Source organism: Rathayibacter sp. AY1B7, from assembly GCF_002932735.1.
In the GTDB taxonomy this organism is placed as follows: Bacteria; Actinomycetota; Actinomycetes; order Actinomycetales; family Microbacteriaceae; genus Rathayibacter.
In genome coordinates, this window is sequence record NZ_PSWK01000002.1 from 12375 (window position 1) to 32764 (window position 20390).

The window sequence follows — 20390 nt, forward strand, 5'->3', positions numbered from 1 at the left end:
CCCGGAGTCGATCCGGAGCCCGGCCCGCAGCCGCTCGGCCTGCGCCCGCTCACTTCTTCGTCAGCGACGACTCCTTGTGCGCGGCCTTCGCGTCGGTCTTGTCGCTCTGCACGATCCAGTAGGGCTCGTCGTCCGAGGCGTTGAACTTCTGCCCCTCGAACTGGAACTCCTTCGTCTTCTTCTCGACCAGCTCGCCGTGGGTCTCGCCCTGCGAGGTGTTCCAGCTGATCTTGTCGCCCTTCTTCACGAGGCGGCTCCTCTCTCTCGGTCGCGCCGGAGCGCGGTGGTCCCCTCGCGCGGGAGCGCGATGGTGGTGGTGACGTCGACGATCGCCGGAGCGGCGGGCGCCGACGAGAAGCCGAACCGCACGGGCGGCGAGAGCGGGCGCAACGGGCCGAGGTCCTCCTCCGCCAGCACCGCGTGGACGCCCTCGACGCGGCGGATCGCCCGCACGCCGTAGTACTCGCGGCGTCCGTGCCCGGCCGACCCGGCCGTACTGACCCCGCGGACGAGCAGGGAAGCGACCGGCGAGATCGCGGTCAGCCATGCCGGGTGCTCGGCGAGCGGTCGCGGAACGATCCGCAGCAGCCGGCCGAGCGCAGTGAGACCGCCGAGCTCCAGTCGCACCGCGAGCGGTCCGGCCGAGACGGACAGGCCGCCCGCGATCCTCCGCCACGACACCGGCGCGATCCGCACCTCGTCGAACGCGTACGTCGACCCGATGAAGTCCGCGACCTCGCGGGTCGGTGCGATCAGGAGGCGGTGGCCGTCGCCGTCCTCGACCATCGCGTCGGCGAACGGGCCGAAGGGGGTGTCCTCCCAGAGGCCCAGCACGATCCTCGTGCCCGAGGACGTGCCGAACCCCGCGATGCGCCCGCCGAAGCGGAGGAGCCGCGGGGTCCGGCCGGTCATCAGGAGGCCGAGCGCAGCAGCGTGAACGAGCCGTCGCGCACGATCAGCGTGGTGACCTCGCCCTCGACGACCTGCTCCGGGTCGCTCGAGGCGGCCAGCGTCCACTCGGCGCCGGGCGCCTCGGGAACGGTGAACTCGACGCCGTTCTCCGCCGCGTTCAGCAGCAGGGCGAAGCTCGCGCTGCCCTCGTGCTCGAACACGAAGGTGATCGAGCGGGCGTCGGGGTTGTCCCAGTCCTCGTCGGCGAAGCCCTGCGCGTCGGAGCGGAGGATGTCGACCGTGTCGGGGCCGCCGTCGCCGGGGGCGCGGCGGAACCACTTCGGGCGCAGCGCCGGCTCCGCGGCGCGGAGGGCGATCAGCTCCTGGGTGAAGGCGAGCAGCTCGCGGTCCGCGTTCTCCCAGTCGAACCACGAGATCTCGTCGTCCTGGCAGTAGGCGTTGTTGTTGCCGCCCTGGGTGCGGGCGATCTCGTCGCCGCCCAGGATCATCGGCACGCCGGCCGAGAGCAGCAGCGTCGCGAGGAAGTTGCGGCGCATGCGGTCGCGGCGCTCGTTGACCGCCTCGTTCTCGGTCGGGCCCTCGGCGCCGTTGTTGGAGGAGCGGTTGTCGCTCTCGCCGTCGTTGTTGTCCTCGCCGTTGGCCGCGTTGTGCTTGCGCGAGTAGGCGGTGAGGTCGGCGAGGGTGAAGCCGTCGTGCGCGGTGACGAAGTTGATGCTGGAGACCGGCGAGCGGCGGTCGGCCTCGTACACGTCGGGGGAGCCGAGGACGCGCTGCGCGGTCGTGCCGAGCACCGAGTCGGCGCCGTTCCAGAAGTCGCGCACGTCGTCGCGGAACTTCCCGTTCCACTCCGACCAGTCCGCGGGGAAGCCGCCGACCTGGTAGCCGGCGGTGTCCCACGGCTCGGCGATCATCTTGACGGGCGCGAGCACCGGGTCCTGCGCGATCAGGTCGAGGAAGGCGCTGTGCACCTCGGCCTCACCGGTCTGGCGGGTGAGGGTGGTGGCGAGGTCGAAGCGGAAGCCGTCGATGTGCATCTCGGTCACCCAGTAGCGCAGCGAGTCCATGATCAGGCCGAGCGCGGCCGGGTGCGCGACGTTGAGGCTGTTGCCGGTGCCGGTGGTGTCGAAGTAGTTCGCGCGGTCCTCCTCCACCAGTCGATAGTAGGAGCCGTTGTCGATGCCCTTGAACGAGAGGGTGGGGCCCTTGTCGTTGCCCTCGGCGGTGTGGTTGTAGACCACGTCGAGGATGACCTCGAGGCCGGCCTCGTGGAACGCCTTGACCATGGCCTTGAACTCGTCGACCTGCGAGCCGTCGTCCCCGGCGTGCGAGTACTCGTTGTGCGGCGCGAAGAAGCCGAGGGAGTTGTAGCCCCAGTAGTTGCGCAGGCCCTTCTCCTCGAGGTGCGAGTCCTGCACGAACTGGTGCACGGGGAGCAGCTCGACCGAGGTCACGCCCAGGTCGGTGAAGTGCTTGATCGCGGCGGGGTGCGCGAGGCCGCGGTAGGTGCCGCGGATGTCCTCGGGCACGTCGGGGTGCAGCTTCGTGAAGCCCTTCACGTGCACCTCGTAGACGACGGTCTCCTCGAGCGGGATGCGCGGCGCGGTGTCGCCGCTCCAGTCGAAGGAGTCGGGATCGGTGACGACGCAGCGGGGGACCGCGTGCGCGGAGTCGGCGTCGTTGCGGGTGTCGGCGTCCTCGTAGAACTGGCCGAAGACGTCCTCGGACCAGGTGTACGAGCCCTCGATCGCGGTGGCGTGCGGGTCGAGGAGGAGCTTGGCGGCGTTGTGGCGGAGGCCGTTGGCGGGGTCCCAGGGGCCGTCGACGCGCAGTCCGTAGCGGGTGCCGATGCCCATCTCGGGGACGAGGCCGTGGAAGACGTGGCCGGTCCGCTCGGTGAGGGCGACGCGGGTCTCTGCTCCGGACTCGTCGAAGAGGCAGACCTCGACGCTGTCCGCGGTCTCGGAGTAGACGGCGACGTCGGCGCCGGCGTCGCCGCGGAGGGAGACGCCGAGGGGATACGGGAAGGAACGGGGGGATGCGGGCATGCGTCCATCCTGACCGGGCGGCTCCGGGAGCTTCGCGCCCTTGTCGCCGCGCCCGCCTCCCGCTAATCTTCCAGGCCCTCCCTTCGACACGGCGCCCTCCGCGGGCATATAGTCAGCTGGCTTACTAAATCGTCGGAGGAGAGCGTCGTGCGCAACCGCAAGTGGATCGGGCTGGTCGTCATCAGCCTCGGAGTGGCGACGATCATCGTCGACTCGACCATCGTCAACGTCGCCATCCCGTCGATCGTCGCCGATCTCGGGATCACCTCGACCCAGGTGCAGTGGGTGCAGGAGTCGTACACGCTCGTGTTCGCCGCGCTCCTGCTGGTCTTCGGCACCCTCGCCGACCGCTGGGGCCGGCGCCGCATGCTGATCGTCGGCGTCTCGCTCTTCGCGCTCTCCTCCGTCGCGGCGGCCTTCGCTCCGACCGGCGACCTGCTGATCCTCTCCAGGGTCGTGCAGGGCGTCGGAGGAGCGATGGTGCTGCCGACGACCCTCTCGCTGATCAACGCCACCTTCCGCGGGCGCGAGCGCGCCATCGCCTTCGCCGTCTGGGGCTCGACCATCGGCGGCATGACCGCGGTCGGCCCGCTGCTCGGCGGCTGGCTCACCACCGACTTCTCCTGGCGCTGGGCGTTCGGCATCAACATCCCGCTCGGCGTGATCATCGTGGTCGGAGCGCTGCTGTTCGTCGACGAGTCGCGGCAGCCCGACGGGCGGAGGGTCGACCTCGTCGGCGCCGCGCTCTCGATCATCGCCTCCGCCTCCCTGGTGTTCGCCCTCATCGAGGGGCGCACCCTCGGCTGGTGGGGCGTCGACGAGCGCCTGAGCGTCGGCGGCTGGAGCTGGCCGCTCGGTCTCTCGCCGGTCCCGATCGCGTTCGCCGTCGCGGTGCTCGCCGGGGTCGCCTTCGTCCTCTGGGCGCGGGCCCGCGAGCGCGCCGGGCGCTCGGCGATGCTCGCGATCGGGCTCTTCCGCCTCGCCTCGTTCCGCAACGGCAACCTCACCGCGATGATCGTCTCGCTCGGCGAGTTCGGGATCATCCTGGCGCTGCCGATCTGGCTCCAGAGCGTCCTCGGCTACACGGCCGTGCAGACCGGCCTGGTGCTCCTCGCGCTCGCGCTCGGCTCCTTCGTCGCCTCGGGCTTCGCCGGCGCCTTCGGCAACAGGGTCGCGCCGGTGCTGATCGTGCGGGTGGGTCTCGCGGCCGAGATCGTCGGCGTCGCGGGCATCGGCCTGGTCGTCTCCGACTCCACCCCGTGGTGGGCCCTCGTCCCGTTCCTCGCCGTCTACGGCTTCGGCGTCGGCCTCGCGACGGCGCAGCTGACCGGGGTCGTGCTCCGGGACGTGCCCGTCGAGCTCAGCGGGCAGGGCTCGGGCACGCAGTCGACCGCGCGGCAGATCGGCTCGGCGCTGGGCATCGCCGTGCTCGGGACGATCCTCTACACCTCGACCGCGGGGGTCCTCTCGACCTCGCTCGAGCAGCAGGGCCTCCCCGCGGAGCAGGTCGCGAGCACCGTCGACGCGGTGGTCGACTCCTCCGGCGCGGCGATCGCCGGGCTGGCCGCCTCACCGGCCACCGCCGACGCGGCCCGGGCGGCGGGCGAGGCGTTCTCGGACGGCACCCGCTACGCCGCCTTCGCGGCCGCCGGGTTCCTCGCCGTCGGCTTCCTGGCCACGCTCTCGCTCGGCCGACCGGCCGAGGAGGAGGAGCCGGTGGTCAGCTCAGCGGAGCCGAGTCGTCGGCGGTGAAGACGATCTTGCCGATCGTGCGGTCGGCGCCGGTCGCTCGGCGCGACAGCACGTCGACGACGTCGCCCAGCGGATGCACGGCGCCCGGCCGGGGCCGCAGCTCGCCGGAGGTGGCGAGCGAGACCGCGCGCCCGATCCGCTCCGCCGTCGCCACCACGATCATGTTGCGCACCCGCGGGCGGTCGCGGCGGACGAGGCCCGTCGCCTGCGAGACCAGCGCCGGACCGCTCGGCACCAGCGTCGCGATGCGCCCGCCCTCGGCCAGGAGGATCGCCGCGTCGTCGACCGGCAGGTGGCCGGAGACGTCGACGACCACGTCGAAGCGGCCGCCCAGCACCCCGAGGTCGAGCGCGCGGTAGTCGTGCGGCTCGGCGCCGAGCGAGCGGAGCAGGTCGGCGGAGGCGGCCGAGCCGGTGGCCGCGACCGTGCAGCCCGCCCGCAACAGCAGCTGGATCGTCGGATCGCCGATGGCTCCCGAGCCGCCGCTGACGAGGACGCGCTCGCCGGCGCGCACGTGCAGTGCGTCCACCAGGCCCACCGCGGTGCCGCCCGACATCGCGAGCGTGACGGCCTCGACGAAGCCGAGGGAGTCGGGCATCGGGACGAGCGAGCGGCTGCGCGCGATGGACGCGTCGGCGAAGGCGTCGCCGTCGCGGGTCATCCCCACCACGCGGTCGCCGATCGCGACCGAGTGCGACCCCGGGCCGAGCGCCTCGACGGTGCCGGCGATGTCGAGGCCGAACCCGTAGGGACGGGAGCGGCCGACGGCCATGATCCGTGCGGAGCCGGACAGGATCTTCTCGTCGGTCGCATTGATGCTCGCCGCGCGTGTGCGCACCAGGACCTCGCCGCGACCCGGCATGGGCACCGGCGCTTCCCGCCACGAGAGCAGATCGGGCCCGCCGAACCTGTCGTACCCGAGTCGTCGCATGTCGCTCCCGTCGTCCGTGCCAGCCCCCCGAGCCTAGGGCGTGGCCGCTGAGCGGAGGCGTCGCGGGCGCCCGGCGGAACCCCCTCCGGTGCCCGCGGGCCCGGTGCTACCGTGGCGGCCATGAGCGCAGACGACAGCCCCGAGTTCGCAGGCTTCGAGGCCACCCCCTCCACCGATGCGGAGAAGGCCGACGACGTCCGTCCCGCCGACGCCGAGGTCGAGGAGAACACGACGGCCGACGAGAGCCGCGACCCGGACCACGGCTACGACCCGATGAGCGAGAGCGGCTCCGAGAACGCCCCCGAGGACGAGGTCGGCCCCCGCGAGGACGAGGAGGGCCTGCTTCCCCCCGGCAGCACCGCCGAGGGAGCCGGCACCGCGCTCGGCGCCGACGCCGTCGAGGGCGGCGAGCCCCTGGGCGAGAACGCGAGCGCCGGCACCCCCGGCCAGCTCGCCGACGAGCGCTGGCGCACCAACGGCATCAACCCCCTGGGTTGAGCCGTCTTCCGTGGCGGCCGGCTACCGCCGCGGTAACGACCACCGCCGGAGGCGAACCGACGAAACGCGTTCCAGCGTTTCGGCGTAGCCGGACGCGACACGCTCCACCTGCCCGGCCTTTCCTGGGAGCCGACCGCGCCGCGGCGGGCGGGGACCGCCGCGGGAGTGAACACCGCCGTGAGGCGAACCGTCGAAACGCGTTCCAGCGTTTCGGCGTAGCCGGTCGCGACTCGCTCCACCTGCCCGGCCACTCCTGGGAGCCGACCGCGCCGCGGCGGGCGGGGACCGCCGCGCAACAAACACAGCTGGCGTTCCGGTTGCTCGGAGGAGGAGCAGGGGTGGGCGCCGTAGCGTTCCGGGAGCGCGGCACGCCGGTCGCGCGGACGGGGAGTCCCATGTCGTTGTTCCTGAACCGCACTCGTGAGGTCCGATGGACCGAGGACGAGAGGCGGGCGCTGGCCGAGGCGGTGGCGGAGGACCGGGCCGACGCCTGGCGCGGAGTGGGTGCGCTCGATCGCACCGTCGTCGTCTCGACCGAGGACCCGGGCGTCCGCGGCGGCGCGCGCTGGCCCACCGATCACCGTGCGTTCCTGCGCGTCGACCGCGGCGCCTCCGTGGTGCTCGCTACCGACGGGCTGAGCGATCCCTTCGACCGGCTCGCGCATCCCGGCACCGGTCTCGGCCTCGAGCTGTGCCTCGAGACGTCCGCCGTCCGCGGCGTCCCCACCGCCGAGCTCTGGAACCACTGGCACTTCCGCCTGCTGTACGAGGCCGCCCGACGGGCCGCCCTCCAGGGGGTGTGCTGTCGCAGCTCCCTCGACACGGCGCGGCTCGCGAACGTCGCGGCGCCGCCCGCCTGGACCGATGAGCAGGGCACCGTCGGTGTCCTCCTGGGCCTGCGCAGCCCCGGCCTGCCCGAGCGGCTCGACCTGGCGACCGGTCACGCCGACCTGGTCACTCTCACGCCGCTGCGGCCGCAGGAGCACGCCCGGGCGTCGGTCGACGCAGGCGCCCGTGCCGAGATCGCCGAGCGCCTCCGGGCCCTGCCGCACGAGGAGCTCGTGCACACGGCCCGGCCGCTCGTGGTCTGAGGAGCGTCGCGGGTCAGGAGCCCTCGGCCGGCTCCGGCACCACGGTCATCTCGCCGGTGTTGTTCGCGCTCGCGATGAACTGCTCGATCCACAGGCGGTTCAGCGACGGCCGCTTGCTGCCGTGGAACCGGAAGTGCAGCGGAGTCGTCGGGTGCACCCAGACGGAGCTGCGGCCGTAGCCGGACGACTCCGGTTCGCTCCAGGAGAGGCTGAACGACTCGTTCCGCCGCATCTTGGTGAACATCGCGACCTTGAGGTGCGCGAGGAGCCGGTCCTCGAAGTCGATCTCGAGTGATTGCGGTCCGTAGATCAGTCGTCCCATTGTCTCCGCCGTGAAGTGGTGCCGACGCGCCGGAGTCCCGGACGGCGTCGCGGGCTCCGTGAGCTCGGGAGCCGCCACGGAGAGGATACCGATCCTGCGGCCCGGAGGGGGGACACGGGTTTCGCCTCCGCCGGCCGGGGGCGGGATCACCCCGTCAACGACGGACGCCCCGCCGACCGGATCCGGGGATCCTGGTCGACGGGGCGTCGGAAGTCGGAGATTACTCGCCGACGCCGCGGATGTTCGCGGCCTGCGGGCCCTTGCGGCCCTGCTCGACGTCGTACTCGACGTGCTGGTTCTCGACGAGCTCGCGGTAGCCCTGCTTCGCGATGGCGGAGAAGTGCGCGAACACGTCGGCGCCTCCGTCGTCGGGAGCGATGAAGCCGAAGCCCTTTTCGGAGTTGAACCACTTAACGGTGCCAGTAGGCATTTCTTTTCCTTATGTGTTAATGACGCCGACCGAGGCCGGCGTCGTCAGAGTCCGCACGAGTGTGCGGTACCCGCTCGACTCGGCCTCCGCGGGTGAAACACGCGTCTGCCGGAGTCGTCCGGGTCGTCTAGGGGCTGAGCTCGCGCCTCCGGGGGAGGGCGGCTCTGCGGGGGAGAACGTCCCGCGGACCGGTCGAGCCGGTGGAGCGGGGGTCGAACGAGGAACGGCGCGGCTTCCGCGGCGTCCTGTGAAGGGCGTTACCCGCGTGCGAGGCGGGCGTTCGAACCGGACGACCGAGGACGATGCTCTCGGTCGGTGCGGTCTCTATCAGGGGCTGAGTCTCTTCGTCGTCGTGCGACTTCTCAGCCGTGGAATTCGGGCGATCGCCCAGGAGATGTCTCGACTCTACGGGATCACGGCCCCCGAGCGCGACCGCCGGCGTCAGACGGCGCGCCGATCCGCGTGCGCGAGGCGGCCGGAACCGCTGTCCGGGCGGGTCGCGGTGTGCCACGATACGACTCGGATCGCGCCGTTCCCCGCCGCCGATCCCCGCCACAGCCTCCCCGCCACAGCCTCCCCGCCACAGCCTCCCCGCCACCGTCGCCCCGGAACGAGCCCGGAGCCCGTCCTCCCGAGGTCACCGTGCCCCTGCCTCCCCGGCCCGCCGACGCCGCGGTGCTGCTGCGCGAGCAGTGCGAGGTCGGCGTGCTCTGCGCCCGGCGTGCGGGCGGGGTGCTGACCGCCGCCTCCGCGCTGCACCTGCTCGCCCTGACGCCCGCGCAGCTGACCACGGTGCTGCCGAGCCTGGCGCTACTGGTCGTCTCGGCGCTCGTGCAGCTCGCGCCCGGCCGATCGGTCGCGACCGGGACGAGGGCCGTGATCCTGGGATCCGCGCTGGACGTCGCGGCACTCGCCGCCTTCCTCTCGCCGGGCGTCGACGCCTCCCTCCGCGCCGTTCTGGGCGGGATCACGATGCTCGCCTCGATGGCGCTGCCGTGCGCGCTGCTCGCCGTCGGCTCCTGGCGGGGCATGCCGTGGGCCGCGGTCCTCGCGCTGCTCCCGGTCCTCGCCCTCGGCGCGGCGGCGACGGGCGCGTCCGGGCGCGCTCCCTTCGTCCTGATCTCGGTCGTCGTCTGCTGGGCGCTGCTCCTGACCGCCGCGCGGTGGCTCGCGGGCTGCGTCGCGCGTGCGCACGTCGGCACCGCCCGCCTCCGGACCGCCCACGACGCCGAGCGCCGCTCGAGCGAGAGCGAGTCCCGGCACCGCGCCGACGCGCGGCTGATGCACGACACGATCCTGGCGACGCTGACGCTGGTGGCGCACCGGGGGGAGGGCGTGCCCGCTCCCGTGCTGCGCGACCGGGCCGCCGCCGACCTGGCCCTCCTGCGCGGCCTGGAGACGGTGGAGGAGCCGGACCCGGACGGGGCGGCCGGGGTGCCGGAGGCGCTCCTCGCGCTCGGTCGGCGGTCGGCGGCGGTGGGCGTGGAGGTGCGCTGGCACGGCGGTGCGCAGCCGCGGATCCGACCGGAGGTGCTCGACGCCATGGTGCGCGCGACAGGGGAGTGCCTCGAGAACGTGCGGCGCCACTCCGGAGCGGACCTGGCCCACGTGAGCGTGGCGGAGGAGGCGGGCACGCTCCGCGTCGTCGTCTCGGACGAGGGGCGCGGTTTCGACCCGGCCGCGGTGGCGGCCGGACGCCTCGGCCTCGCGGAGTCGGTCGTCGGCCGGATCGAGGCGGTGGGCGGCGCGGTCCGGGTCTTCTCGGCGCCCGGGTCCGGCGCGACCGTGCTGCTGAGCGTGCCGCTGTGAGCGGGTCGCGGCAGGAGGAGGGGACGCTCCTGGAGCTGGTCCGGGCGGCGGACAGGAGCCCGGGCGCGCTGTGGAGCATCCGCGAGCGCCTCACCCGGCCGAACCGCCTGAGCGGGAGCTACCTCGGGCTGGGCTTCCTCACGATGGCGGTGCTGCTCGACATCCGCGGAGTGATCTCGTACCTCTGGTCCCTCGACGCGCGGTCCGCGACCTGGCTGAGCGGACTCTCCTGGCTGCTGGTCGTCGCCGCGAGCGCGGTGGGGGTCTCGATCGCCCTCCGCCGCCACGGCGAGCTGCCGCGCCGGGCCTTCGCGGGCGTCCTCGCTGTGGACGTGGCCGCGCTGCTGCTCGAGTTCGCCGACCACGCCCTGCCGACACCGGCTCCGATGTACTACCCGTCGGTCTGCGTGGGAGTGGGCGCGGGCGTGATCGCGCTGATCACCTTCCAGCCGCTCTCGCGCTCGTTCCTCGCTCTGGCGGTCCTGGTCGGGCTCACGGCGCTCGGCCTCGTCGGCCAGGCGCTCCTCGGCGACGGAGGCGCCGCCCTCGCGGTGAGCAACGTCCTCCTCGCCGTCGCGCCCGCGGCCGTGTGCGTCGTCGTGCTGACCGCGCTCGACCAGTACGTGCGGCGCACGCTCGACCGCAGCCTGGCCGACGGCACCGTCCACGCCGCGGACGACGAGTTCTCGCAGGTGGACGCCCGCATCGAGGAGCTCCTCGAACGGGTCCGGACGCCGGTGCCGCTGGACGAGGAGCTGGGCGAGCGGGCGCGGGTGCTCGGAGACGAGCTCCGCGAGGCGCTCGCCCGCAGCCACGACCGCACCTGGCTGAGGATCGCGGTGGAGGAGTCGGCGCTGCTGTCCTCCGCTGTCGCGATCGACGATCCGAGCGGGGCTGCGGCGCTGCTGGCCCCGCTCGACCGCTCGCGGCTGCTCTCGGTGCTCTGGCTGCTCACCGCCCCCGCGGGGAGGACTCCGCTCGCCGTCCGCCTGGAGCCGGGCCAGGGCGGCGGGGTGGAGCTCGCCCTGGTCGCCGCGGGCATCCGCGCCCGCGACCTCGACCGCTCGGTCTGGGGCATCCTCAGCGAGCTCGGCGAGCACCGCACGACGACCGACCACGGCGCGACGAGGATCCTCGTCGCCCACCGGCCCCGGAGGAGGACGACGACATGAGCGACGAGCCCGCGATCACGCTGGCCATCCTCGACGACCACCCGATCCTGCTGGCGGCGCTGGCGGAGTGGATCCGCCGCTCGGGCACGGACATCCGCGTGGCGGCGACGGCCGGCACCTGGACGGACCTGCTCGCGCACCCGGCCTTCCCGACCGACGTGGTGCTGCTCGACATCGACCTCGGCGACGAGCTCGACCTCGCCATGAAGATCCGGATCATCGCGGCCGCCGGCGCCGCCACGATCATCATCAGCACGCACTCCGAGCCGGGGACGATCAACCGGGCGCTCGAGGCCGGGGCGCACGGCTACGTGGTCAAGAGCGAGCGGACCGAGACGATCCTCGCGGCGATCCGAGCGGCGGCGCGCGACGAGCGCTTCCTGACGGCGCAGACGCGGGAACTGCTCGGGGCCGACCGCCCGGGCACCCTGACGCACCGCGAGCGGGAGATCGTCCGCCTCTTCGTCGACGGGATGCCGCTGAAGCAGGTCGCCACGCTCCTCGGCATCACCCAGGACGCCGCACGGAGCTCGCTGCGCAGCGCCCGGGGCAAGTACCGGGCGGAGGGGCTGGCCGTCGGCACGAAGATCTCGCTCCGCCGGCAGGCGCTGCGCGACGGGATCGTCGAGCGCTAGGCCCGCGCTCGACGGTCCCGGGGGCCTAGACCGTCTCGGCGCGCTTCTGCCGCGCGGGCTCGGCGGGGTCGGAGGGCCCGTTCCAGATCGAGACGATGCCCCAGACGACGGCCGCGATCGGCACGGCCAGCACGGCGCCGACGATGCCGGCGAGGACGGTGCCCACGGTCAGGGCGATCAGGACGATCAGCGGGTGCAGCTTCAGCGAGCGCGCCATCACGACCGGCTGGAGGAAGTTGCCCTCGAGCTGGTTGACCCCGATGACGACCAGGATCACGATCAGCGCGGCGACCGGGCCGTTGGCGACCAGGGCGACGAGAGCGGCGAGGATGCCGGCGGCCGTGGCTCCGACGATCGGGATGAACGCGGTGAGGAAGACGATGACGGCCAGCGGGATCGCCAGCGGCACCTGGATGATCGCCAGCGCGACGCCGATGCCGATCGCGTCGACCGCCGCGACGGTCGCCGTTCCGCGGACGTAGCCGCCCAGCACGTCGACCGTCTTGTGCCCGACGCGCTTGGCGCGCTCGTAGCCCGAGCCGGTGAAGGGGCGCAGGAGGAACTCCCAGATCTTCGGGCCGTCCTTCATGAAGAAGAACAGCACCACGATCATCAGCACGAGGCCGGTGATGAAGTTCGCCGCCGCGGAGACGCCCGCGAGCGCGCCGTTGCCGAACGAGCTGGAGGTGAGGAAGTCGACGACCGACTGGCGGGCGGACTCGATCTGCTCGTCGGTGATCTGGAACGGCAGGTGCTGCACGTAGTCCTGCAGCGAGGTGATGCCGTCGGAGGCGCTGCTGACCAGCTCGTCCCACTGGTTGCGGACCGCGACCGTGATCAGCCAGCCGACCGCGCCGAGGATCGCGAGCAGCCCGATCAGCGCCAGCCAGGTCGCGAGGATCGACGGCACGCCCTTGCGCCGCATCCACGCCAGGACCGGGTGGATCGCCGCGGCGAGGATGAGCGCGATCATCACGGGGATGAGCACCAGCGTGAGCTGCGTCATCGCGAAGACGAGCACCGAGGCCAGCAGGAGGACGATGACCACCTGGAGGCAGCGGGTGGCGAACCGGCCGAGGCCGTCGCTCCAGACCCGCCGCTGCGGATCGGGTGCGCTCGGCTGCGGCGCTGCGGCGCTGGTCGAGGAGTCGTTGCGGTCGAAGAAGCCCATGGAGGGACGGTATCGGCTCGGGCCGACCTGCCGTCCCTCCTTGACACCCCGGCCGCGCCGCGGCGATCCGGGGGTCAGAGACCGGCGGGCTTCTCCGGCGTGCGCAGCCAGGTGTCGAAGAAGTTCGCGAGGTCGGAGCCGGAGACGTTCTCGGCCAGGGCCTGGAAGTCGGCGGTCGTCGCGTTCGAGTAGCGGTTGTCGGAGGCCCAGCGCTTCAGCAGCACGCCGAACGCGTCCGCGCCGATCCGGTCGCGGAGGGCGACGAGGGTCAGGCCGCCGCGGGCGTAGACGGGCGCGTCGAAGAGGCCCCCAGCTCCGGGGTCGGCGACGGCGGTCGACCAGAACGGGTCGTCGGCGGGAGCGGCGGCGACCCGGGCGGCGGACTCGGTGACGCTCGCGCCGCCGGTGTGCTCCTCCCAGAGCCACTCGGCGTAGGTCGCGAAGCCCTCGTTCAGCCAGATGTCGGACCAGGTCTCCGGCGTGACGCTGTCGCCGTACCACTGGTGCGCGGTCTCGTGCGCGACGGTCGACTCGTCCGCGCCGCCGGAGTAGAACGAGCGGCCCTGGGTCTCGAGGGCGTAGCCGATCCGCTCGTCGTCGACCACGGCTCCGGCCGAGCGGAACGGGTACGGGCCGAAGACGGAGGAGAAGTAGTCGATGATCGCGCCCTGCTTCGCGAGCGCCGCCTCGGTGCGGGCGCGGGTGTCGCCGGTGATGTCCCGGTCGATCGCGTCGATGGTCGTCACGCCGCCCTGGGTGGAGCGGACCAGGTCGTAGTCGCCGATGTTCACCATGGCGAGGTAGCTCGCCATCGGGCTGGTCTCGACCCAGCGCGAGGTCGTCCACCCCTTCGACGTGGTGGGGGAGCCGACCGGCAGGCCGTTCGCGACCACCGTCCGGCCCTCCGGGACCGTGATGCTGAAGGTGTAGCGCGCCTTGTCGGCGGGCGAGTCGTTGACGGGGTACCAGGTCGAGGCGCCGTCCGGCTCGCTGGCGACCAGGGCGCCGTCGTCCGTCGACCACCAGCCGAAGGGGGCCCCGGTGCCGTCGACGGGGTTCCCGGTGGTCCCGGCGTAGTCGATGCTCACCAGCGCGGGCAGGCCCTTCCGGAGGGTCCGGGCGGGCGTGACGGTCAGCTCGTCCCCCGACTGCGAGAACCGGGCGACCCCGGCGTTGACGGTGACCTTCGAGACGGTGAGGCCGGTCAGGTCGAAGGAGAGCGAGCGCAGGTCCTTCTGGGGCGCGAGGGTGACCACGGCCCTGCCGCCGAGGGCCCGGGTCGTCGGATCGTACTTCAGGACGAGGCTGTAGGTGAGGGCGTCGAAGCCGCTGCTGCCGAGGCCGGGGAAGTAGGGATCGCCGGCGCTGGTGCCCCCGTCGACGGCGCCCGCGCGGGCGGCGGGGGAGGCGATGGCGGCGGGTGCGAGGAGGAGGGAGGAGGCCACGAGCGCGCTGAGCGCGGCTGACGCACGGAATGTCATGTCCGCACGCTAGCGGGCGGGCGTTTCGTGCGCGTGTCGGCACCGTGCCGAGGAGAAGCCCCGTCGATCGACGGACGGGCGATCACGTTCCTGGCGGGGCGAGTCAGCTGCGGAATCCGTCGCGGTCACGGAGCATCGCACGGTGGAATTACCCATTCGAGCCGCCGGAGCCCCGCGGATCGTTGCGGCGGCGACGGATTCCGCACTACAGTCGCCGTGTTCATGCAGGTGCATGGGGTGCGGTACCCGAAGCCGCACTGCACCGCCCTGCTCGGAGCAGACGCCTCCGCCGGGAGGGATGACGATCCTCTCTCCCGGCGGGAGGCGGACCGGGCGGATCCGCCCGGCCGCCGCCGGCGCTACGCCGGGACGCGCACCGTCAGCCCGCCGGGCTCGATCCAGGTGCGGAACGCCGAGGTCGAGCCGAACGGATCGCCGTCGAGCTCGATCTCCTGCGCGTGCTCGAGGCGGACCGTGAGGTCGCGGCCCTTCACGTACCGCAGGGCCGACACCTCCTTGGTCAGGCCCATCAGCTTCTTTCCGACGACGCCGCTGCGGCGGAGCACGCCGTTCTCCCACACCACCTTGAAGATGATCTGCACCCAGCCGAAGAAGCCCTCGGGGCGCAGCAGGACGATGTCGAACTCGCCGTCGTCGACGGCCGCGTCCGGCAGCAGGAGGATGTTCGCCGGCAGGGCGCCGCAGTTGCCCACGATGATCGTGTGCGCGCGCACCTTGCGGGTCTTCGAGCCGTCGAGGCGGTAGCGGAACTCGAGCTGGTTCTTGTCGAGCAGGGCCTTCCGCAGCGCGTCCACGTAGGCGAGCCAGCCGGCCCGCTTCTTGAGGTCGTCGTCGGTGTTGGCGAGCATCTTCGCGTCGATCCCGAGGCCCGCCATCACGACGTAGGCGTGGCGGTCGCGGCCCGTGGAGGTCTCGATGTCGATCATCCCGACGTCGATCGCCCGGTCCTGTCCGGAGAACGCGACGGTCAGGGAGTTGTCGATGTCGTCGAGCGTGAGGTTCAGGTTGCGGGCGAGCAGGTTGCCGGTGCCGGAGGGCAGCAGCGCGAGCGAGGCGTCGGAGCCGCGGAGGGCCTCCGCCACGACGCGGACCGTCCCGTCGCCTCCGGCCGCGATCACGACGTCGGCGCCCGCGGCGAGGGCCTCCTTCGTCTGACCGGCCCCGGGGTCCTCGACGGAGGTCTCGTACCAGAGCGTCTCCTCCCAGCCGGCGGCCTCCTCGGCGCGCTTCACAGCGGCCTTCACCGACTCCAGGTCGACCTTGACGGGGTTGTAGACGAGCGCGGCACGGCGGCGCTCAGGCATCGTCGCGGCTCTCGTCGAGCTCGTCGCCGTTCTCGTCGACACGGCCCGGTCGCACGGCGGCGTCCTCGCGGATGTCGATGCGGGTGTCGCCGGCCTCGGTGGTGGAGACCTCGATGCGCGGGGCCGCGTCGGCCTCCGTCGCCTTCGGGGCGCTGGTCAGCTGGTCGTGGCGGTCGTCCGCGCTCTGGTCGGTCATGCCTGGACGGTAGCAGCGGGCGATCCGCGCACGCGCGGGCTTGCGTCAGCGGCTGCGTGCCGCCTGAAGACCCCAGAGCACGAGCGGGATCTGGAGCGGGAGGCGCAGCAGCGTGATCACCCGGGTCCGAGGCCGACGGGCGTCCCGCGCCATCTGCACGTTGCCGGGGAGGACGGCGGCCATCAGGGCGGCGGAGGCGAGACCGCCGGCCGCGCGGGTCCGCGGGTGCAGCGTCGCGGCCGCGCAGACCAGCTCCGCCGCTCCCGAGACGAGGACCCATCCGCGCGCCGAGCCGGGCATCCCTCGCGGGACGACCGCGTCGAAGGTCCGCGGGTGCACCAGGTGCACGACTCCCGAGACCGCCATCGCCGACACGAGCACGAGCGGGCCCGCGCCCAGGCGGCTCATCGGCCCTCCGCCCCGCGCTCGAGCGGAGCGACGTGGTCGAGGATCCGGCGCCACTCGCGCACCAGCGCCAGCCGGCCGGCCCCGTCGACCGTCACGGTGCGCGCCCGCGCGAGGCGGCCGCGGTACCAGCGGCCGTCCTCGGCGCTCGCCACCGGGTCCGCGTCGCCGTGGACCAGGAGCGTCTCGGCGGTCACCCGGTCGAGGTCGTCGGCCCAGGAGCCGTCGCGGAGCGCCGCGAGGTCGGTCGCGGCGCCGCTCGAGCCCTGCCGCCAGCCCTCGGCGAGCATCCGCTCCAGCCGGTTGCGCAGTCCGCCGTGGGTGGCGAGCACCGGGTCGTCGGAGTCGATCCCGAGCGCGTCCAGGCCCGGCTGCGTCTGCGGGAGGGCGGCGGCGATCGCGTCGGCGTCCTCTCCGCGGAGGGTCTCGCGCCGCTCCCACGCGCTGGTGGGGTGCACGATCACGCCGGCCTGCGGGGGCGCGGGGGTGCCGACCAGCGCGAGGCGGTCCACGAGGTCGGGGTGCCGGGCCGCGAGCGAGAGCGCGAACGCGCCGCCGGAGCCCCAGCCGACCACGCCGACGCTGCCGAAGCGGGCGCCCTCGACCATGCGGGCGGTGCGCTCGGAGCGGCGCAGGTACTCGGCGAGGTCGTCCGCGCGGTCCTCGACGCGGCCGTGAGCGGCGTCGACCGGGTCCGAGGCGCCGTAGCCGGGGCGGTCGAGGATCAGCAGGTGCAGGCCCCACGGGCCGGTGACAGTGGGGTCGGGGTCGAAGCCGCCGGCTCCGGGAGTGGGGTGGCAGAACACCACCAGCCGGTCGGCGACGGGATCGCCCGCCGCCGAGACGCCCATCCCGCGGCCGGACCGCAGCTCGAAACGGTGGTTCGCCATGTCGCCTCCCGGGTGCGCCGAGGGTCGGCGCGTCGCCCCCAGTCAAGCGGAGACGGCGGCCCGCGCGCTGGGCCTTGTGCCGGAGCGGGAGCAGTCGGACGCGTCCGGAGCGGGCGTGCCCGATGCGGGTGGTGCGACCGTCGTCAACCCCGGTGACGCGCCCTCCGCCGTCCGGTGGACTGGACGGTCCCTCGAGGAAGGACCACCCGTGATCCGCACAGCACTGCCCGCGACCGTCGACGACGTGGAGCTCGACCCGGTCGGCGACGACGGCTGGCGGGTCCGCGCCCGCACCGAGGACCCGCGGGAGCCGGAGGCCGTGCTCGGCTTCATCACGCCGGTCGACGGCGGCTTCGAGGCGCACCGCCTCGGGCTGCCGCAGGAGGACGTGACCTGCCCGTCGCTCGAGGACGCCCTTGCGAGGTACGTCGCCGAGGAGCCGCTGCCCGCGTGGATCCGCACCGCCCGGAGGGAACCGCGCACCGGCTTCCTCGGCGAGCGGGAGGTCGTGGTAGGCACCCCCGAGGTCGAGGGGGCGGGCCTCCTCGTCGTGCACGTCGACGGCGAGCTCGCCGGGCACGTCGTCGCGACCACCCCGATCGCCTTCGTCGCCGAGCGCGGCGACCTCCCGCCCCTCGTCGTCGAGTCGATGGACGGGCTCCTCGCGCTCGTCTCGGGACTGCGCCTGTAGCCCCTGCCCCCCGCGGAGGTCGACTCCCGTGGCAGGCGGCCGGCGGCCGCCCAGCGTGCTGGGAGCGGGCCGGCACCGGCTCCGCTCCGTGCTGCCGCGGATGATCGAGCAGGGGCGGGGCAGCGTGATCACCACCTCCTCCGTCGCCGGTCTCGACGGCGCCCCGGGCCTCAGCCCCTCCGTCGCCTCGACGCACGGGGTCGCCGGGCTCACCAGGAGCGCGGCCCTCGAGGTCGCGGGCGCCGGCGTCCGGGTCGACTCGATCCACCCGTCGCCCGTGAACACGCGGATGATGCGCTCGATCGAGGCGGGAGCCGTCGACGCCGGCGCACTGTCCGTTCACCCGATGTCCACGTGACGCCGCGGAGGAGGGGAGCGAGGATGGGGGCGTGTCCCGTCGCCTCCTCCTCCCCGTCGCCGGCGTCCTCGCCGCGGCCCTCGCCGCCGGCGGGCTGACGCTCCTCGTCTGGACGATCGACGAGACGCCGTTCGCACGGCCCGACGCCGGCTTCGACCGTCTGACGAGCGAGGTCGCCGCGGTGCCCGGAGTCTCCCTCGACGGCGCCGAGCGCTGGGTCGAGGCGCCGGCGTTCGGCCCGCCGACCTCGTGGGTCGGGGTCGCGGTCGAGGAGCCGGCGCTCGCCGACGCCCTCGCGACGGCCTGTGCGACCGAGTACGCGGATCCGGTGCTGTGGTCGTTCCGGGCGACGTCCGCAGGCGGGAACACCCTCTCCTTCGCGGGCGCGGAGGAGCCGACCGCCGCGTGCCCCGCTCCCGCTGTCGACGCGTCGGCCCTGCTCGAGCGGATCGACGGCCTCGGCCGCGGCCTGGAGCTGCACGCGTCGCTCCGCGAGGGGGCCTTCGCCCTCGACTCCTTCGAGGACGTCTCCGGCGGGCTGCCCGCGCTGCTCCCGATCGTCCGGGCGGCGGAGGACCTGCGGGACGCTGCGGGCGCGGAGCGGGGCGCCCCGGTCGAGATCTCCGGTCCCTGGGCCGCGATCACCGTCGGTCCCGGCGAGCAGGAGCGGACCGCCGCGCTGCTCACGACCCTCGTCGAGGAGCACGGCGTCACCGCCTACTGGGCGACCGAGGACGGCCTGCGGATCGTCGCGCCCGACGGCGGGCACGCCGCGATCGAGGCCGCCGTGCGCGACTCCGGGCTGCCGGTGGCCGACCGGTCCCTGCGCTTCGAGGCCGACGAGTCCTGACGCCGGGCGGCCGTGAACGGGTGCGGCCTGGCTCAGACCTCGGTGGCGGGTGCTCGACGGGCTCCCCGGCTCACGACGGGAGGCACCTCCAAGACGGGGACTGCACGCTTCATGAACCGGTCGAAGTCCGGAACAGTGAACGCGGCGTACCCGTGCTCGGGAGTGAACAGGAGCCATATCCCGATCAGCTCCGCGCGGACCGATCCGAGCTGAGTGGACGCGCGCTCCAGAAGCGCCGCGACGTCGCCCGCTTTCTGGGGCTCTGGTCCGAGCTCCGCCATGGCTCGCATGTACGCGGTCTGAAGTGGACTCGCCCGATCGAGTCGCACGCGGAAGAAGGAGCTGTCCAGCTTCGCCTCCTAGGCCTCCCTCGCCAATTCGACGTCCTCCCGGTGGATGCGATCGTTCTCAGCCACCGTCCAGACCTGGTAGCCCCGTTCCTGGATGAAAGAGGGGTATCCGCTCGTGATCTCGACTGCGAGCTCAACAGCGTCGTCGTCGTAGACCGCGCCCTCGGCCGCTGCCGGCTCTCGGAGAGCCGCTACCGCTTCGTCGTGATCGAGCGAGTCGATCCGCGGAAAGGTGAAGAGCCGCTCGGCGTACGATCTCGCATCGCCGACCAGCTCGGCGATCTGCGGAAGACCGGCACCGACGAACGTGACGGGGAGGCTCCGCTGCACGGTCTTGTGGATGGCTTGGATGAGCGCTTCGAGCTGCGGTGAGTCGAGGAACTGGACCTCGTCGATGAGCAGGACGATCCCCTCGCCCTGCTCGGCCGCCGCTTCACCCACGGCGACGAGGACGTCCGTCAGGTCCAGTCCGAGATCCCGATGATCGGCCACTCCTTCTGCCAGCGGTACATCCCATCCGATGGACCACTTGCCGTCCGCTCCGACAGACACCGCGAAGGCGCTCAAGACCGCGGCGGCGTGCCTCCCGCGGTCGGTCCATCTCGCGCGGGGAGACAGGCGGAGGAGTGCCGCCTTGAGCTGGGATGCCAGCACCTGGCGGAACCGGCCCTCGTCGTGCTTGACCGCCTCGAACTCGATCACTTCCCCGTTCTCCTCCTGGGCGATCGTCCGGAAGCTGTTGAGAAGGAATGTCTTTCCGACGCCCCGCAGCCCCGTGATGATCATCGACTGGTTCGTGCGGCCCCGTCACAGGCGCGTCAGCAGGGTGCGGAACGCCTGGGTCTGCTCGTCTCTGCCGATGAGGATCTCCGGTCGCGCTCCCGCGTTCGGCGTGTAGGGATTGTCGACGGCATCCATACGGGCCGGTTCAGGAGTCTTACTGTGCTTTATCCAGATCGAGTGAAGCGCAGTAAAGCCATCGAACGGCGCCCGTCACGCGCGCCAGGCCGCCAGCTCCTCCGCAGCCGCCAGGACGCGGTGGGTCGGCGAGAGGTCGAGGACGCGCGCGCCTGAGC

22 protein-coding genes and 1 pseudogene are annotated in these 20390 nt (G+C 73.0%); 9 read left to right on the forward strand and 14 right to left on the reverse strand.

Going from position 1 to position 20390, the window contains the following annotated elements; all coding sequences use genetic code 11:
* Positions 1-49: 49 nt before the first annotated feature.
* The 3 genes from C5C95_RS01475 to glgX are packed head-to-tail and all read right to left on the reverse strand — an operon-like array spanning position 50 to position 2957.
* The gene (locus C5C95_RS01475) at positions 50-247 is read right to left on the reverse strand and encodes a DUF2945 domain-containing protein (RefSeq protein WP_056866275.1); all 198 of its coding nucleotides are present in this window, start codon (positions 245-247) and stop codon (positions 50-52) included.
* Complete coding sequence (locus C5C95_RS01480; protein ID WP_104308328.1) at positions 244-912, reverse strand: hypothetical protein; 669 nt, start codon at positions 910-912, stop codon at positions 244-246. Before C5C95_RS01480 ends, C5C95_RS01475 begins: the two co-directional genes overlap by 4 nt.
* Positions 912-2957, reverse strand: coding sequence for a glycogen debranching protein GlgX (glgX, locus tag C5C95_RS01485; protein ID WP_104308329.1), 2046 nt, complete (start codon positions 2955-2957; stop codon positions 912-914). The genes C5C95_RS01480 and glgX overlap by 1 nt, the downstream gene beginning before the upstream one ends.
* 147 nt (positions 2958-3104) lie before the next feature.
* Here glgX and C5C95_RS01490 point away from each other — a divergent pair, with 147 nt between their 5' ends.
* Positions 3105-4709 carry a DHA2 family efflux MFS transporter permease subunit gene (locus C5C95_RS01490; protein WP_104323650.1) on the forward strand — a complete coding sequence of 535 codons (1605 nt, stop codon included), beginning with the start codon at positions 3105-3107 and terminating at the stop codon, positions 4707-4709.
* Here the strand turns inward: C5C95_RS01490 and C5C95_RS01495 are convergent.
* A complete protein-coding gene (locus C5C95_RS01495; RefSeq protein WP_104323651.1) occupies positions 4678-5640 on the reverse strand; it encodes an NADP-dependent oxidoreductase in 963 nt (320 codons plus the stop codon). The two genes, C5C95_RS01490 and C5C95_RS01495, sit on opposite strands and share 32 nt — an antisense overlap.
* Before the next feature lie 120 nt (positions 5641-5760).
* On the opposite strand from C5C95_RS01495, the gene C5C95_RS01500 reads away from it, so the two are divergent.
* Together C5C95_RS01500 and C5C95_RS01505 are read left to right on the forward strand one after the other, a co-directional pair.
* Complete coding sequence (locus C5C95_RS01500; RefSeq protein WP_104314845.1) at positions 5761-6138, forward strand: hypothetical protein; 378 nt, start codon at positions 5761-5763, stop codon at positions 6136-6138.
* A gap of 395 nt (positions 6139-6533) precedes the next feature.
* On the forward strand, positions 6534-7229 hold the full coding sequence (locus tag C5C95_RS01505; RefSeq protein ID WP_104238971.1) for a hypothetical protein: 696 nt from the start codon (positions 6534-6536) through the stop codon (positions 7227-7229).
* 13 nt (positions 7230-7242) lie between these two features.
* Here the strand turns inward: C5C95_RS01505 and C5C95_RS01510 are convergent, their stop codons facing one another.
* Together C5C95_RS01510 and C5C95_RS01515 are read right to left on the reverse strand one after the other, a co-directional pair.
* Positions 7243-7551 (reverse strand): hypothetical protein, encoded by a 309-nt coding sequence (locus C5C95_RS01510; protein WP_104226101.1) that lies wholly within the window; start codon positions 7549-7551, stop codon positions 7243-7245.
* Between the two features lie 220 nt (positions 7552-7771).
* A complete protein-coding gene (locus C5C95_RS01515) occupies positions 7772-7981 on the reverse strand; it encodes a cold-shock protein (protein ID WP_055786246.1) in 210 nt (69 codons plus the stop codon).
* Positions 7982-8623: 642 nt separating this feature from the next.
* On the opposite strand from C5C95_RS01515, the gene C5C95_RS01520 reads away from it, so the two are divergent.
* Genes C5C95_RS01520 through C5C95_RS01530 form a run of 3 tightly spaced genes read left to right on the forward strand, consistent with a single transcriptional unit; the run spans position 8624 to position 11597 of the window.
* The gene (locus C5C95_RS01520) at positions 8624-9790 is read left to right on the forward strand and encodes a sensor histidine kinase (RefSeq protein WP_104323652.1); all 1167 of its coding nucleotides are present in this window, start codon (positions 8624-8626) and stop codon (positions 9788-9790) included.
* Positions 9787-10962 (forward strand): hypothetical protein, encoded by a 1176-nt coding sequence (locus C5C95_RS01525; protein ID WP_104323653.1) that lies wholly within the window; start codon positions 9787-9789, stop codon positions 10960-10962. Before C5C95_RS01520 ends, C5C95_RS01525 begins: the two co-directional genes overlap by 4 nt.
* Entirely contained in the window at positions 10959-11597 is a 639-nt protein-coding gene (locus tag C5C95_RS01530; protein WP_104287829.1) for a response regulator, read from the forward strand. The genes C5C95_RS01525 and C5C95_RS01530 overlap by 4 nt, the downstream gene beginning before the upstream one ends.
* Before the next feature lie 25 nt (positions 11598-11622).
* Here the strand turns inward: C5C95_RS01530 and C5C95_RS01535 are convergent, their stop codons facing one another.
* From C5C95_RS01535 to C5C95_RS01560, 6 genes are all read right to left on the reverse strand, one after another.
* A complete protein-coding gene (locus tag C5C95_RS01535; RefSeq protein ID WP_104226105.1) occupies positions 11623-12768 on the reverse strand; it encodes an AI-2E family transporter in 1146 nt (381 codons plus the stop codon).
* Between the two features lie 74 nt (positions 12769-12842).
* Complete coding sequence (locus C5C95_RS01540) at positions 12843-14249, reverse strand: M1 family metallopeptidase (protein ID WP_104323654.1); 1407 nt, start codon at positions 14247-14249, stop codon at positions 12843-12845.
* A gap of 359 nt (positions 14250-14608) precedes the next feature.
* On the reverse strand, positions 14609-15574 hold the full coding sequence (locus C5C95_RS01545) for a diacylglycerol kinase family protein (protein WP_104222931.1): 966 nt from the start codon (positions 15572-15574) through the stop codon (positions 14609-14611).
* The gene (locus tag C5C95_RS01550) at positions 15567-15770 is read right to left on the reverse strand and encodes a multidrug transporter (protein ID WP_104222930.1); all 204 of its coding nucleotides are present in this window, start codon (positions 15768-15770) and stop codon (positions 15567-15569) included. The genes C5C95_RS01545 and C5C95_RS01550 overlap by 8 nt, the downstream gene beginning before the upstream one ends.
* A gap of 45 nt (positions 15771-15815) precedes the next feature.
* On the reverse strand, positions 15816-16178 hold the full coding sequence (locus C5C95_RS01555) for a hypothetical protein (RefSeq protein WP_104222929.1): 363 nt from the start codon (positions 16176-16178) through the stop codon (positions 15816-15818).
* Positions 16175-17065 (reverse strand): alpha/beta fold hydrolase, encoded by an 891-nt coding sequence (locus tag C5C95_RS01560; RefSeq protein ID WP_104246947.1) that lies wholly within the window; start codon positions 17063-17065, stop codon positions 16175-16177. Before C5C95_RS01560 ends, C5C95_RS01555 begins: the two co-directional genes overlap by 4 nt.
* 208 nt (positions 17066-17273) lie before the next feature.
* On the opposite strand from C5C95_RS01560, the gene C5C95_RS01565 reads away from it, so the two are divergent.
* The 3 genes from C5C95_RS01565 to C5C95_RS01575 are packed head-to-tail and all read left to right on the forward strand — an operon-like array spanning position 17274 to position 18964.
* Positions 17274-17756: a hypothetical protein gene (locus C5C95_RS01565; protein ID WP_104323655.1), complete on the forward strand. Its 483-nt coding sequence runs from the start codon at positions 17274-17276 to the stop codon at positions 17754-17756.
* A gap of 28 nt (positions 17757-17784) precedes the next feature.
* Positions 17785-18114 (forward strand): SDR family NAD(P)-dependent oxidoreductase, encoded by a 330-nt coding sequence (locus tag C5C95_RS01570; protein ID WP_219814736.1) that lies wholly within the window; start codon positions 17785-17787, stop codon positions 18112-18114.
* A 31-nt stretch (positions 18115-18145) separates the two neighbouring features.
* Entirely contained in the window at positions 18146-18964 is an 819-nt protein-coding gene (locus tag C5C95_RS01575) for a hypothetical protein (protein ID WP_104323656.1), read from the forward strand.
* Between the two features lie 32 nt (positions 18965-18996).
* Here the strand turns inward: C5C95_RS01575 and C5C95_RS17755 are convergent, their stop codons facing one another.
* Positions 18997-19245 carry a hypothetical protein gene (locus tag C5C95_RS17755; protein ID WP_258068640.1) on the reverse strand — a complete coding sequence of 83 codons (249 nt, stop codon included), beginning with the start codon at positions 19243-19245 and terminating at the stop codon, positions 18997-18999.
* A gap of 78 nt (positions 19246-19323) precedes the next feature.
* Positions 19324-20106 (reverse strand): annotated as a pseudogene (locus C5C95_RS17760) (ATP-binding protein); the annotation flags it as partial.
* Positions 20107-20390: the final 284 nt, after the last annotated feature.